This window comes from Azospirillum soli (assembly GCF_017876165.1).
GTDB lineage: Bacteria > Pseudomonadota > Alphaproteobacteria > Azospirillales > Azospirillaceae > Azospirillum > Azospirillum soli.
Genome location: NZ_JAGINQ010000011.1, coordinates 185278 through 199048 on the forward strand (window position 1 = coordinate 185278; position 13771 = coordinate 199048).

10 protein-coding genes are annotated in these 13771 nt (G+C 67.4%); 3 read left to right on the forward strand and 7 right to left on the reverse strand.

Annotated features, from left to right (window positions below; all coding sequences use genetic code 11):
- Window positions 1–75: 75 nt before the first annotated feature.
- The 4 genes from J2852_RS18370 to J2852_RS18385 form a co-directional block, all read right to left on the reverse strand.
- Window positions 76–2820 (reverse strand): glycoside hydrolase family 2 protein, encoded by a 2745-nt coding sequence (locus J2852_RS18370; RefSeq protein ID WP_209878170.1) that lies wholly within the window; start codon window positions 2818–2820, stop codon window positions 76–78.
- A gap of 298 nt (window positions 2821–3118) precedes the next feature.
- Complete coding sequence (gene galK / locus J2852_RS18375; protein WP_209878172.1) at window positions 3119–4165, reverse strand: galactokinase; 1047 nt, start codon at window positions 4163–4165, stop codon at window positions 3119–3121.
- Complete coding sequence (locus J2852_RS18380; RefSeq protein ID WP_209878174.1) at window positions 4162–5232, reverse strand: galactose-1-phosphate uridylyltransferase; 1071 nt, start codon at window positions 5230–5232, stop codon at window positions 4162–4164. The genes galK and J2852_RS18380 overlap by 4 nt, the downstream gene beginning before the upstream one ends.
- Before the next feature lie 129 nt (window positions 5233–5361).
- Window positions 5362–5754, reverse strand: coding sequence for a GreA/GreB family elongation factor (locus tag J2852_RS18385; RefSeq protein WP_209878176.1), 393 nt, complete (start codon window positions 5752–5754; stop codon window positions 5362–5364).
- A gap of 298 nt (window positions 5755–6052) precedes the next feature.
- Between J2852_RS18385 and J2852_RS18390 the strand changes: the two genes are divergently transcribed.
- From J2852_RS18390 to J2852_RS18400, 3 genes are all read left to right on the forward strand, one after another.
- A complete protein-coding gene (locus J2852_RS18390) occupies window positions 6053–7312 on the forward strand; it encodes a Glu/Leu/Phe/Val family dehydrogenase (RefSeq protein ID WP_209878178.1) in 1260 nt (419 codons plus the stop codon).
- 118 nt (window positions 7313–7430) lie between these two features.
- Window positions 7431–9095, forward strand: coding sequence for an ATP-binding protein (locus J2852_RS18395; protein WP_246499807.1), 1665 nt, complete (start codon window positions 7431–7433; stop codon window positions 9093–9095).
- Complete coding sequence (locus tag J2852_RS18400) at window positions 9064–9705, forward strand: response regulator transcription factor (RefSeq protein ID WP_246499808.1); 642 nt, start codon at window positions 9064–9066, stop codon at window positions 9703–9705. Before J2852_RS18395 ends, J2852_RS18400 begins: the two co-directional genes overlap by 32 nt.
- A 61-nt stretch (window positions 9706–9766) precedes the next feature.
- Here the strand turns inward: J2852_RS18400 and btsR are convergent, their stop codons facing one another.
- The 3 genes from btsR to J2852_RS18415 all read right to left on the reverse strand — a co-directional run bounded on the left by btsR (window position 9767) and on the right by J2852_RS18415 (window position 13709).
- Entirely contained in the window at window positions 9767–10486 is a 720-nt protein-coding gene (btsR, locus tag J2852_RS18405; protein ID WP_209878180.1) for a two-component system response regulator BtsR, read from the reverse strand.
- Window positions 10483–12177, reverse strand: a complete 1695-nt coding sequence (locus J2852_RS18410) for a sensor histidine kinase (protein WP_211112269.1) — start codon at window positions 12175–12177, stop codon at window positions 10483–10485. Before J2852_RS18410 ends, btsR begins: the two co-directional genes overlap by 4 nt.
- 131 nt (window positions 12178–12308) lie before the next feature.
- Window positions 12309–13709, reverse strand: a complete 1401-nt coding sequence (locus J2852_RS18415; RefSeq protein WP_209878182.1) for an L-serine ammonia-lyase — start codon at window positions 13707–13709, stop codon at window positions 12309–12311.
- Window positions 13710–13771: the final 62 nt, after the last annotated feature.

Below are 13771 nucleotides of genomic sequence, written 5' to 3' on the forward strand. Positions count from 1 at the left end.
CGCACGGGGGAGGGGACCAAGCTCCTTCCCCCGCGAAGTGGGGGAAGGTTGGGATGGGGGCCCGTTGCAGCGGCTTTAAGCCGGGAGCGTTTCCGCTTCCGTGGTGACCGTCCGGCGCTGGGCCAGCGCCAGCTCCACCATGCCGTCCAGCAGCAGGGTAGCGGTCGGATCCACGCCCGGCGCGTCTTCCAGCAGCCGGAAGGTGGTGGCGACCATGCGCCCCTGGCCGTAGTCCTTCTCCACCATCAGGGCCGCCGCCTTGTGCGCCCAGCCCACGACCATGCCCGCGTGCACGCGGGACTGGAAATCCCAGGTGGTGCAGTTGGCGATGACGTGGTTCGGGATCACCCGGTCGAAGCTGTGGTCGATCAGCGGGCCGCCCGGCAGGCGGGCGAAGGGACCCGTGCGCTTCAGCCACGAGAAGCTCGACGCCCAGGCGCCCAGCCACATCGACCCGTGGCGCGGCATCACGCGCACGTTCTGGAAGTGCGGGAACACCGGCTGAAGGTCGAAGGCGTGGTCGGCCAGCAGCACCAGCCGCGCGCCACCCTGCACCGCCATGACCAAATCCTCGGTCAGGTCGCGGGCGACGATCACGTCGGCGGCACCAGTCGCCGCGCCGTAGCCGAGGGCGTGCATGTGCTTCACGACCGCGTCGTCCGGTGACCAGACCGATACCGAACCGGCGGACGGGCCGCTGCGGCGCGGGTGAACGACGAGGTCGAGGTGGTTGGTCGCCAGCACGTCCTCGTCGGTCGCCAGCTCAAATTCCACGCGGTGGATTTCGGGGGTCTGAACCGCCGGGGCCTTGAAGATGGCTGGGGCGCCGTGCCTCACGCCGGGTTCAAGCGCGACCGGCTCCGCCCCGCCGAGGCCGGCGGCGTCCAGGCTCCATCGCATCTCCACGCCGAGGAGCTTGTCGCCACGGCCATGCGCGGCGGCAAGGCCGATCTCGACGTCCTCGCCTTCCCAGAAGGCGACACGCTTCCACTGCGGCACCACCACCGTGTCGGCGTTGATGGTGTGAAAGACATTGTGGAAGGCGCGCGTGTTGCGCCGCATGTCGAGCAGGCCGTTGGACTCCCAATGGCAGTCGGTCAGCTCCGTGATGACGTAGCCGGCGATGGCCGGCTGCCGGCGCATGGCCTCGATCTGGTACTTCAGGGCGTGGAACTGCTGCCATTGGGCGGCCTCGACGAAGCCCGTCAGGCTGCCGAACACGCGGTCCAGGCTGTAGGCGGCGAAGCGCTTCTCGACCCCGTGCGGGTACATGACGCCCTCGCCCCAGTCGTGGCCGGTCTCGAACCACCAGGGCTCCTGGCCGTCGGGATCGCGCAGATCCCCGGGGTGGGGCAGGCCCCAGTTGCCGAACTCGGAGCAGAGGATCGGCTCCCGCCCCGTGCGCCTGGCGTCGCCGTGGTGGGTGTAGGTGCCCTGGTTGCGGTTCGCCAGACGGTCCACGAAGCCGTTCCAGGCGTCGCAATGGTCCGGAATGGCCGCGTAGTTGTGATAGTCCTCAAGGTCGGACTCCACATGGAAGCTCGGCCACAGGGGCGAGTTGTCCACGACGAGCCGGGTCGGGTCGAGATCCTTCAGCCAGCGGTAGGTGCGGTTGACCCACGCCCGGTGCTCGGCGTTGTGGACGAGGTCCGTGCCCCAGTTCTCGTTGATGATCGTCCAGACGATGATCGAAGGGTGGTTGCCGTCGCGCGCGACGATGCCGCGCAGCGTGTCGGTCAGCCGCTCCTTGGCCTTTTCGGTCAGGCGCGCGGTGTTGGGCAACTCGGTCCAGATCAGCAGGCCGACGCGGTCGGCGACCGCGTAATAGCGCGGATCCGGCACCTTGATGTGGCAGCGGATGCAGTTGAGGCCCAGCGCCTTCGCCTTGCGGAACTGGTCCTCTAGGAAGGCTTCCGACGGGACCGTGCAGATGCCGTCCGGGTAGTAGTCCTGGTCGAGCGCGGCGCGCAGGTAGATCGGCTCGCCGTTCAGGACGATGCGGCCGTCGCGCGTCTCGACGGTGCGGAAGCCGAAGCTGTCGCGGGCGCTGTCCACCGTGCCCCGGCCCCGGCGCAGCGTCGCCGACAGGCGGTAGAGGTGCGGCGTGTCCGGCGACCAGGCCAGCGGATCGGCCACGACGATGGTCGCGGTGACGGTGGCGGCGCCGGCGGCGGCGACCTCGGCCAGCGAAGCGACGACGGTGCCGTCCGGTCCTTCGACCTCCAGATCCAGCTCATGGTCGGCCGACAGCGGGCGGGCGAGGTCGATGGTCACGGCGACCGACCCGTCCGCCGGTGCGGGCACGAGGCGCAGCGCGGTGATGTGGTCGGCGGCGCGGCGCTCCAGCGTCACCGACTGCCAGATGCCGCCGAGCGGGCCGTACCAGCTCTGCTTGCCGAAGGGGATTTCGGCCATGGGGAAGTCGGGGTAGGCGGCCGGGTCGTCGGTCGGCGCCACGACGGCCACCGCGACCTCGTTCCGGCCGGGCTGGAGCAGGGCGGAGACGTCGGCTTCGAAGGGCAGCCAGCTGCCCTCGTGCTGCATGGCCGGTTGGCCGTTCACGAAGACGTGGGCGAAATAGTTCACCGCGCCGAAGCGCAGCACGACCGCGCTGCCGGCGTTCAGCCAGTCGGTCGGCACGTCGAAGGAACGGCGGTACCAGGCGCGTCCGTTGCGCTCGCGCAGGTCGTCGAATTCGGCCTGCCAGGGGTTGGGGACCGTGCAGGTGCGCCAGTCCGTGACCTCGGCCAAGGCGACCGCATCGTCACCGGTGAAGGAGAAGTCCCAGTCGCCGTCGAGAGTGAAGGTGATGCGCTGCACGCGTCGCTCCGATCCAATGTGAAGGCCGCCGATCCGGGTGGCGGGCTCGTTGGGTCGGAGGGTTGGGTTTTTATGGTTAATGCACGATTAACTGTGATGGGGCCTGAGAAGGCCAGAACCGGAGCGGGCCTTGGGTTTGCGCAGGATTGCGGTGGTGTGACAAGAATGGGTGGGAAAAGATCACGGCTCCACGCTGGCGAATTGCGGCGCGATCAAGGATGGGTACTCAAATAATCAAAGAATTTTAGGTAAATATCCGACAAAGCGCGGTGTGTTGTTTTGTGCCGCTATTGGCGCGTCACCCGTCAGTTGATTCTTTGTCCGACCTCGGAAACACGAGCTTCGCTCGCGGGTTGTCGGTCTGCACGGCGGGCCACCAAGCCTCCACATCCTCGATCAGCGCGACGATGCAGCCGCCGAAGCCGCCGCCGGTCAGGCGGGCTCCAAGGGCGCCATGGTGGAGCGCGGAGTCCACCAGCGCGTCGATCTCCGGCACCGACACGGCGTAGTCGTCGCGCTGCGAGGCGTGGCTTTCCACCATCAGCTGCCCGAAGGCGGCGACGTCCCCACGCTCCAGCGCTGCCACGCCGTCCAGCACGCGGCGGTTCTCGGTCACCACATGGTGGGCGCGGTGGTTCAGCGGCTCGGGCAGGCCGTCGATCCGGGAGAGGTCGTTGATGTCGCGCAGGCTCGGCACGCCCAGCGCGGCGGCGGCCCGCTCGCATTCGGAACGGCGTTGCCGGTAGCCACCCTCGGTGAGTTTGTGGGTAACGCCCGAATGAACGACCGCCAACTGATGGCTGGAGGGCAGGGCGACCAGCCGGTGCGCGAGCGAGCGCGTGTCGAGGAACAGCGCTTGCCCCGGCGTGCCGAGCGAACTGACCATCTGGTCCATGATTCCGCAGGGCATGCCGACATACTCGCTCTCCGCCCGCTGGCCGAGCAGGGCGATTTTCTCGTCGTCGAGCGGCAGATCCAGCCAGCGCCGGAGCGCGCGCAAGGTCGCGACCTCCAGAGCGGCGGAGCTGGAGATGCCGGCGCCCATGGGGATGTCGCTCTCGATAGTCAGGCGCAGGGCGGGCACCTCGATCCCCGCTGCCCGCAGGATGGTCACGCAGCCGAGCGGATAGTCCAGCCAGTCGCCCTGCCGGGGCGCATCTAATGGGCGGACGAGCGTCTGGCCGAAGCGCGCTGCAAAGGCCTCGATCATGCCGGCCTGATTGCCCGGCGCGACGGTCACCGTCGTGAAGTAGGGCAGGGGCGTGGGCAGCACGAAGCCGTCGTTGTAGTCGGTGTGCTCGCCCAGCAGGTTGGCGCGCGCCGGCGCCCGTGCGCTCGCGGTCATGGCGTCACCTCGCGCAGGCGGGCGGCCATCTGTTCGGGCAGGGCGTCCACCAGGAAGGTGCCGGCGCCCTGCTCGCAGCCCGCCAGATACTTCAGCCGGTCGGCGGTGCGCAGGAAGGGCAGGAACTGGACGTGGAAGTGGAAATGCCCGTCCTCCCCCTTTGGGGCGGCGTAGAGGCAACAAATGTAAGGCATCGGCCGCCCGTACAGCGCGTCCAGCCGCGCCACCGTCTCCCCCAGCAGCGCGCCAAAGGAAAAGGCTTCTTCGTCGGAGAAGGTCCAGGGGCCGGGGTGGAAGCGGCGCGGCATCACCCAGACCTCGCTGGGAAAGCGGGCGCAGGGGGGAACGAAGGCGACGGCGTGTTCGTTGCCGGCGATGTCGTAGGCTTCGCCCATGGATTGGCGCATGTCCGCCAGAACGGGGGCGTCGCGGAACTGTGCCGCCATGCGCTCCACCACCGGCGGTACGAAGGGGAAGGCGTAGATCTGGCCGTGCGGGTGGTGCAGGGTGACGCCGACCTCCTCCCCGCGATTCTCGAAGGGCATGACGAAGGCAACCGCGTCGCGGGACAGCAGGTCGCGGTAGCGATCGGCCCAGACATGGACCAGCAACGCCAGACGCTCCGGCGGGAGGACGGCGAGGCTGCCGCCGTGCTCGGCGCTGTAGACGACCACTTCGCATTGGCCCGTCGCGGTGCCGCCGCGCAGGGGCAGATCCAGCGGCGGGGGAGGGGCGTCGGGGTGGAAGGCGGGAAAGCGGTTCTCGAACACCGCGATTTCGAAATCGGCGAAGGGGATTTCGCCGGGAAAGCCGCCCTCCGGCACGGGGCAGAGGGGGCAGAATTCGGCCGGCGGCTTGAAGGTGCGCTCCTGGCGGTGGCTGGCGTAGGCCACCCATTCCCCGCGCAACGGGTGCCAACGCAGATGCGGGCGGGGCGGGGATGCCGCTTCCAGCTCCGCCGTCACGGGCAGGTCATGCGCCGCCCAGCCGTAGAGGTACAGCTTGCGCCCGTCGCGCTTTTCGTGGGTGCGCTTGTGAACCTCGCCGGATTCCGGTGTCGCGGACACGTCCATCCCCGTCGTTGCCAAGCGTCTCCAAAGCCCAACAACACGCCCGACCCCGCTTCGTTGCGGCCCGACGATGCGGCAATGGCCCGGATTGCAACCCGGTCCCGCAAGGGGAAATGAGGCGGCGGCTCAGGCCGGTAGAACGCGCTCGACCGACAGCCACCGCGTGGTTCCGTCCGCATCGCCGTAGGGCATGCGCGCGCCCTCCCGGAGGCCGAGCAAGGCCACGCCCAGAGGCGATGCGACGGTGATCTGACCTTCCTTGGGCGACTGGTCCGGGTACACCAACTCGCCCCATTCGAACGGCAGGCCGTCGTCGCGGCGGAACAGCACCCGGCTTCCCATGCGCACGATCGTTCGGGGCAGATCGCTTTCCGGACGGACGATTGCGCGGTCCAGCTCCCGTGAGAGGAACGCCGACACATCCGGAGCCTGCCCGGCCAGCCGGTCCATCGCCCGCAGCAGGCGGCCATACTCCGTGCGTCCGATCCAGATCAGCGGTCGGTCGGCTCCCTCGATCATCGGTGCGTCCTCGAATGCGCGGCGATTGCGATGCAGGCGGGGGAGAAGTCTCGCCCAAACCCACCGGCGGTTGCCATCCGTATGTTTACGGAACGCGGCCCATGGCTGTTTTTGCAAAAATTTATCCATTCTTTTCAAAGCCTTGGCGGCATTCCGTAATATTACGGATATTTTGATTCGGGATATTCCTCAGTAAAAAGGCCGGCATATGCCCAAGGAGGCGGTGGATAGACCCTTCGACGAGGGGCTGGCGGCCCTCCTTCGGCGCTCCTGACCGAAATTCATAAAGGAAGAGAAGATGGACGATCTGCTTTCGGGGGCGCTGAGCCGCCTGGATGAAGCCGCCAAGCATGTCGAGGTGGATTCCGAGGTTCTTGAAAAGCTGAAATACCCCAAGGAGACCCTCAGCGTCCGCCTGTCCGTGCGCATGGACGACGGGTCGCGGCGCTCCTTCCCGGCGTGGCGCTGCCGCTACGACGACACCCGTGGCCCCACCAAGGGCGGCATCCGCTTCCATCCGAGCTCCAACGTGGAGGAAGTGACCACGCTGGCGTTCTGGATGACCTTCAAGTGCGCGGTGATGAACCTGCCCTACGGCGGCGGCAAGGGCGCGGTGAAGGTCGATCCGCACAGCCTGTCCAAATCGGAGCTGGAGCGTCTGTCGCGGGCCTACGTGCAGGCTTTCGCCGGCATGATCGGCCCCGACCGCGACATCCCGGCCCCGGACGTCTACACCAACTCCATGATCATGGGGTGGATGGCCGACGAGTACAGCTCCATCGTCCGCCAGCCGAGCCCGGCGGTCATCACCGGCAAGCCCCTGCCGCTCGGCGGCTCCCTGGGCCGTGACGACGCGACGGCGCGCGGCGGCTTCTACCTGCTCAAGCATCTCGAAGCGGACCTGGGCCTCGCCGGCTCGGCCAAGCGCGTGGTGGTCCAGGGTTACGGCAACGCCGGCTTCCACATCGCCCGCCTGCTGCACGCTGACGGTTACCGCATCGTCGGCCTGTCGGACTCGCGGGGGGCCATCGTCTGCGAGGACGGGCTGGATCCCCTGGCGGTGCAGGCGGCGAAGGAGCGTGGCGGTTCCGTGACGGCCTACACGGAGGGCGGCGCCCGCGTCGCCAACGAAACCGAACTGCTGAGCATGAACTGCGAGGTTCTGGTCCCCGCCGCCCTGGAGGATCAGATCCACAAGGGCAACGCCGGCTGCATCCGCGCCCGCATCGTTCTGGAGCTCGCCAACGGCCCGGTCACCCCGGACGCCGACCGCATTCTGGAAAAGGCGGGCGCCATCGTGCTGCCGGACATCCTGGCGAACGCCGGCGGCGTGACGGTGTCGTACTTCGAGTGGGTGCAGAACCGCCAAGGCTACTACTGGAGCCTGAACGAGATCCATGATCGCCTCCGCACGATCATGGAGACCGAGGGCCGCCGCGTGTGGGACATGCGCTCGGCCAAGGGCATCTCCATGCGCACGGCCGCCTATGCCCACGCGCTGGAGCGGTTGTCGAGCGCCATCGCCGCGCACGGAACGCAGCCGTTCTTCATCGGCTGACCGACGTTGCGGAAGGACGGGAGCCCACGGGCTTCCGTCCTTGGAATAGGAGAATCCGTCGGGCGGCGGTATAGTCCACGCGTTGCCGGCGCTTGCCGCCCCGAAAGACTGCCCTGACATGCCGTTCTTGCCCGCCAGCCGCGCCATGGGAGCGTCGTTTCCCGCCGTTCCGACCGGCAGGGACATGCTCGTGCTGTCGCTCGCCTTCCTGGCGGCCTATCTTCCCATCGACTGGCTGACCTTCATCCACCCGCGCCCCAGCCTGAACATCACCCCATGGAACCCGCCGGCCGGGCTGTACATGGCCCTGCTGCTGTGGACCGGGTTTCGTGGCGTGCCGATGGTCTACGCCACGCTGGTCCTAGCCGACCTGGTGGTGCGCGGGCACCCCGCGTCGATCGCGTCCCTGCTGCTCTCGAATCTCGTCATCGTGGCCGGCTATGCCGCCGCCGCCGATGTCCTGCGCCGCCGGGTGGCAATCGATCTGGCCCTGAACACGGTGCGCGACGTCGGCTGGCTGGTCGGCGTCACCTTCCTGAGCGCCGCCCTCGTCGCCCCGGCCTTCGTCGGCGTGTTCGCCCTGGACGGCGCCCTCGCCGCCGCCGACCTGCCGATGCTGGCCTTCCAGTACTGGCTGGGGGACGCCATCGGCATCGCCGTGGTCACCCCGTTCCTGCTCCTCCTGTACCGCCCGGAAAGGACGCCCGCCTGGAGCATGCCGAGGACGCCCTCGGCGGCCCAGACCGCTTCCATCGCGGCGGCTCTGGCCATCGTTTTCCTGCCGGTCGGCGATGGTCAGTTCAACCTTTTCTACGTCCTGTTCCTTCCCCTGGTGTGGGTGGCCGTTTCGCACGGCCTGTCCGGGGCGGTTCTGGCCGCCCTGGCCATTCAGAGCGGCCTGATCGCCGGTTTGCAGGCCATCGGGTTCCCCCTGCACGCGGTCGTCTATCATCAGACGCTGATGCTGGCGCTGGCCATCACGGCCCTGTTCCTCGGCGCTCTCGTCAGCGAGCGACGCGAGATCGAGGTCCGGCTGCGCGAGCACCAGGCCGAGTTGGCCCACATCGCCCGCCTCGCGGTGACCGGGGAGATGGCGTCCGCCCTGGCCCATGAGTTGAACCAGCCGCTGCTTGCGTCGATCAGCTACGCGCGCGCCGCCCAGCGGGTCCTGGAGGGCAACGACACTCCGCCGCGTGCCCAGGAGCTCATCGACAAGGCGGTGATCCAGGCGGAGCGGGCGGGCGAGGTCATTCGGGGGCTGCGCACCTTCCTGAGCAAGGGATCGCTTCAGCTGGCGCCGGAATCGGCCGCCGAAATCGTGCGGGAAACGCTGGCGCTGGTGCGCGGGGACGCCGCCTACAACCGGGTCCAGCTGCGAGTGGACATGGAGGAGCCGCTTCCCCTCGTGCTGTGTGATCGCATCCAGATCGAGCAGGTTCTCCTCAACCTCGTGCACAACAGCATCGAAGCCATCGCCGCGGCCGGCAGCCCCGTGCGCGAGGTCGTTCTCCGCGTTCGGGCCACGGCCCCCGATGGTCTCACCTTCGAGGTCGAGGACACCGGACCCGGCGTGGCGGCCGACATGATCGACCGCCTGTACTCGCCGTTCGCGACCACGAAGCCGGCGGGCATGGGGCTCGGTCTGCCGATCTGCCGCTCCATCATCGAGAGCCATGGCGGCCGGCTGTGGTTGGACCGCACCGGCGCGAATGGCTCCGTTTTCCAAGTGTTTCTGCCCGCAGCGCCTTCAGATGTCCGGCCGCCTCATGACCGAACCCAATAAGCCCTCCACGGCGGAACCGACTGTCTTCATCATCGACGACGACGAAGCCGTTCGTGATGCGCTTGCCGCTCTGGTCGAAGTGGCCGGCCTGTCCGTGTGCACGTTCGCCGACGCGTTGGAGTTTTTGCAACGCTACAGCCTGGAGCAGCCGGGTTGCGTGGTGGCCGACCTTCGCATGCCGTTCATGGATGGCCTTGAGCTTCAGGAGGAGCTGTCCCGGCGCGGCTGCGGCCTTCCGGTCATCATCATCACCGCCCACGGCGAGGTGAGTTCCGCCGTCACCGCCTTTCGGGCCGGAGCCGTCGATTTTCTGGAGAAGCCATTCGATGACGGTGTCTTCCTGCGCCGCATCCACGAGGCTTTGCAGCGAGACGCCCACCAGCGCCGTGACCGCTCCGCGGCGGCGTCGGCCGTCGCGAAGCTGGCCCTTCTCAGCCCCCGCGAACGCGATGTCGCCGAACTCATGGTCGAGGGCTGCGCCAACAAGGCCATAGCGACCCGTCTGGGGATTGGCGTCCGCACCGTCGAAACGCACCGCGCGAACATCCTGAGCAAGCTTGACATCCGCACAATCCCGGAACTCATGCGCCTCTGGATGCACATTCAATAAGGCTGTCCGTTCCCCCTCGTCTTTGACGCGGCGGCGTACGATGCCGCCCTACAAATCCGCTTTAGACAATGCCAAGGCGTTCCTTGATGGCGGCCAGGAACCGGCGGCTGATCGGGATGGTGTGGCCGCCGCAGGTGTTAATCTCCGCCAGCCCGTTCTCCAGAAACTGGATCTTCGTGATGCGGTCGACGTTCACCAGGTACTGGCGATGGCAGCGCAGCAAGGGCGTCCGTTCCTGAAGGATGTGCAGGGGGAGCGCCGTTGGGAACTCCTCCCCGTTCACCGAAATTACCGAGACGCCCGCGACCTTCGACGCCACATACTCCACCTCCTCCATCTTCAGCAGGAGGACATGGTGCTGCCCGAAGCAAGGGATCTGCCGGAGCTGGTTCGCACCCGCCAGGACGCCGAGGTTCTGCGGCGCCTGTTCCCGGCGCAGGCGCTGCAGGGTCTTCTCGAAGCGGACTGGGTCGATGGGCTTCAGCAGGTAGTCGAACGCGTGCTGCTCGAACGCCTGGACCGCGTATTCGTCGTAGGCGGTCAGGAAGACGACGCGCGGCATCGTGTCGTGGTCGAGCATGCTCAGCATCTCGATGCCGCTGACACGGGGCATCTGGATGTCGAGGAACACGGCGTCAGGCTTGTCCCGGTTTATGGCGCCGACCGCCTCGATGGCGTTGCCGCACTCGCCCAGGATGTGGAAGTCGGGCGCTTGCTCCAGAAGGCGGCGCAGCGCCTTCCGCGCCAGCGGTTCATCGTCAACGATGAGCACCTTGATCATGCCGGGATGACCTCCAAAGGAACGCGGATCGTGACCCTGGTGAACACGTCGCGGCCGTGCGCCACGCTGACTCCGTAGGTGTTGCCGTACCGGTTCTTAATCCGGCGGTCGACCAGATTCATGCCCAGCCCGCTTCCCGACGGCCCCCGCTCGTACAGCCCGGCATTGTCCTCGACGTCCAGCACGAGGTCGTGTCCGTCGCTCCGCGCCGAGATGCGGATGAGGCCGGGCCTGAGAAGCTGGGACGTGCCGTGCTTGATGGCGTTCTCGACCACGGGCTGGAGGGAGAAGGCCGGCAGGCACACGGACCGCAGCTCATCAGGGATGTCGATTTCGACCGACAGCTGGTCGGAAAAGCGGGCCAGTTCGATCTGCAGGTAGGCGCTGACATGCTCGATCTCGTCGGCAAGGCTGGCCTGCTCGCTGGCCCGCTTCAGGTTCTTGCGGAAGAAGGTGGACAGATGCCCGATCAGGTCGCGCGCCTTTTCCGGGTCGTCGCACGTCACGGCGGAGATGGTGTTCAGCGCGTTGAACAGAAAATGCGGGTTCACCTGCGCGTGCAGCAGCTTGATCTCCGACTGTGCCAGAAGGACCTTCTGCTGCTCGTAACGGCCGGCCAGGATCTGGCTGGACAGCAGCTTGGCAATGCCTTCGCCCAGCGCGCGGTTGATGGTGGAGAACAGCTTGGTCTTGGGCTCGTACAGCTTGATCGCGCCGATGACGCTGTTGTCCTCGCCGGCCAGCGGGATCACCAGCGAGGAGCCGAGCGGGCAGTGCGGGTCGATGGAGCACTGGTAGGCCTCCTCGTTGCCGTCGGCGTAGAGCACCTGATTGTTCGCGATCGCCTGCTTCGTCTGGACCGAGATGATGGGCCGGCCGGGCACATGGTGGTCGTCACCGATGCCGATGAAGGCCAAAATCCGTTCGCGATCCGTGATCGCCACCGCGCCGACGCCCGTCTCCTCATAGATGATGCGGGCGACCCGCATGCTGTTTTCCTGGTTGAAGCCCGTTCGCAGCACACCGTCGGCGCGCGCCGCGATCTTCAGCGCCTTGGCGGAGAAGACGCTCGACTGCCGTTCGATTAGTTCCCGCCGGTCGAGCAGGATCACCATGAACATGGCCGCTCCCACCGAATTGGCGATCAGTTCCGGCACGGCGATCAGACTGACCGTGTGCAGCGTGTCCCAGAACGGCTTGGCGACGAGCAGATCGATGATCAGTTCGATGATCACCCCGATGAAGGTCAGCAGCCCCGCCTTGACGGGATCGAGCAGCGTCTTGATCTTGCCCCTGCGGATCAGATGCCGGTGCACCAGCCCGCCCAGAATTCCCTGCGCGACGATGCCCAGGGCGGCTGCCAGCGCGAACGATCCCCCGAGCGAGTAGCGATGCAGCCCGCCGGTCACCCCGACGGCCAGACCCACCGCCGGCCCGCCGAGCAGGCCGCCGAGCACCGCGCCGATCGCCGGGGTGTTCGCGATGGCGTGGATGACCGGCATGCCGAGGATGGTCCCCATCATGCAGAACAGCGAGAAGATGACGTAGCAGGCCGCCTTCTGCGGCAGTCGGATCGTCACGTGCGTCAACGGAATGAACAGCGGTGTCCGGCTCAGCAGATAGGCGACCACCAGGTAGACGCACATCTGTTGCAGAAGAACGAGCGAGATGCTGATCACGTCGATGTTCATGTCGCGCCCTTCTCATGCTCCGGCCGTGGGAGGCGTTCACCTCAAGCACGACAACGCGGCGGCCGCTGTGATGCGGCCGCCGCGCTCGTAGATACTCCTTTTCCGCTGGAAGGAAAGGGGGATACCCCCTTCTAAGCCGCCCAGTGGATGTTCTCAGGCCCCGCCGGCGGCGTGGCCGGAACGATCTTGGTGGCAAGACCGCCGCAGGAGGTTTCACGGTATTTCGGGTCCATGTCCTTGCCGGTGTCGAACATCGTCTCGATCACCTTGTCGAGCGAGACCAGCGGTTCGCTGATGCGGTGCAGCGCCATGCGGGTCGCGTTGATCGCCTTCATGGCGCCCATGGCGTTGCGCTCGATGCAGGGGATCTGCACCTGTCCGCCGACCGGATCGCAGGTCAGGCCGAGGTTGTGCTCCATGGCGATTTCGGCGGCCATGCAGACCTGTTCCGGGCTGCCGCCCATCAGGTCGGCGAGCCCGCCGGCCGCCATCGAGCAGGCCACGCCCACCTCGCCCTGGCAGCCCACCTCGGCGCCGGAGATGGAGGCGTTCATCTTGTACAGCGCGCCGATCGCCGCCGAGGCGAGGAAGAAGCGGGTGCAGGCCTCGTCGTCCAGCGGCTTGATGAAGTTGTGGTAGTAGGCGAGCACCGCCGGCACGATGCCGCAGGCCCCGTTGGTCGGCGCGGTCACCACGCGCCCGCCCGACGCGTTCTCCTCGTTCACCGCGAAGGCGAACATGTTGACCCAGTCGACGACGTTCATCGGGTCGCGCGACAGCGTTTCCGACGTCGCCAGCTGGCGGCGCAGCGCGGCGGCGCGGCGCGGCACCCGCATCGGGCCGGGCAGCACGCCTTCGGTGCTCATGCCGCGGTCCATGCAGGCCCGCATGGTCTGCCAGATCGTGGCGAAGTAGTCGCGGATCTCCTCCCGGCTGTGCAGGCGAAGCTCGTTCTCCAGGATCAGGCCCGAGAAGGAGAGGCCGGAGGTCCGGCAATGCCGCAGCAGGTCGGCGGCCGAGGCGTAGGGATAGGGAAGCTCGACCGTGTCGTCGTCGCCGCCGCCGAAATGCTCCTCGTCGACGACGAAGCCGCCGCCGATGGAGTAGTAGACCTTGCGCAGCAGCGAGCGGTCGCCCGCGAAGGCCTCGATGGTCAGGCCGTTCTCATGCTTGGGCAGGTTGGAGCGGTGGAAGACCAGGGCGGTGGCCGGGAAGGCAACCGCGTGCCCTTCGGACCCCAGCGGCAGGCTCTCGGCGGCGCGCACCCGCTGGATGAAGCCGGCGATGGTGTCGATCGCGACCGTGTCCGGCAGGTTGCCGGCCAGCCCGAGGATGAGCGCGACGTCGGTGTGGTGCCCCTTCCCGGTCAGCGCCAGAGAGCCGTAGACATCGACCTGCACGCGCGTCGTTTCGGTGAGCCGGCCGCCGGTCCGCAGCTCGTCCACGAACTGCTTGCCGGCCCGCATCGGACCCACGGTGTGCGAGCTGGAGGGGCCGATGCCGATTTTGTAGAGGTCGAACATGCTGATCATGACTTGGTCCTTCCTGAACACACACGGTGGACGAGGAAGCTCCGTGCCGCCGTCGCTGGGGA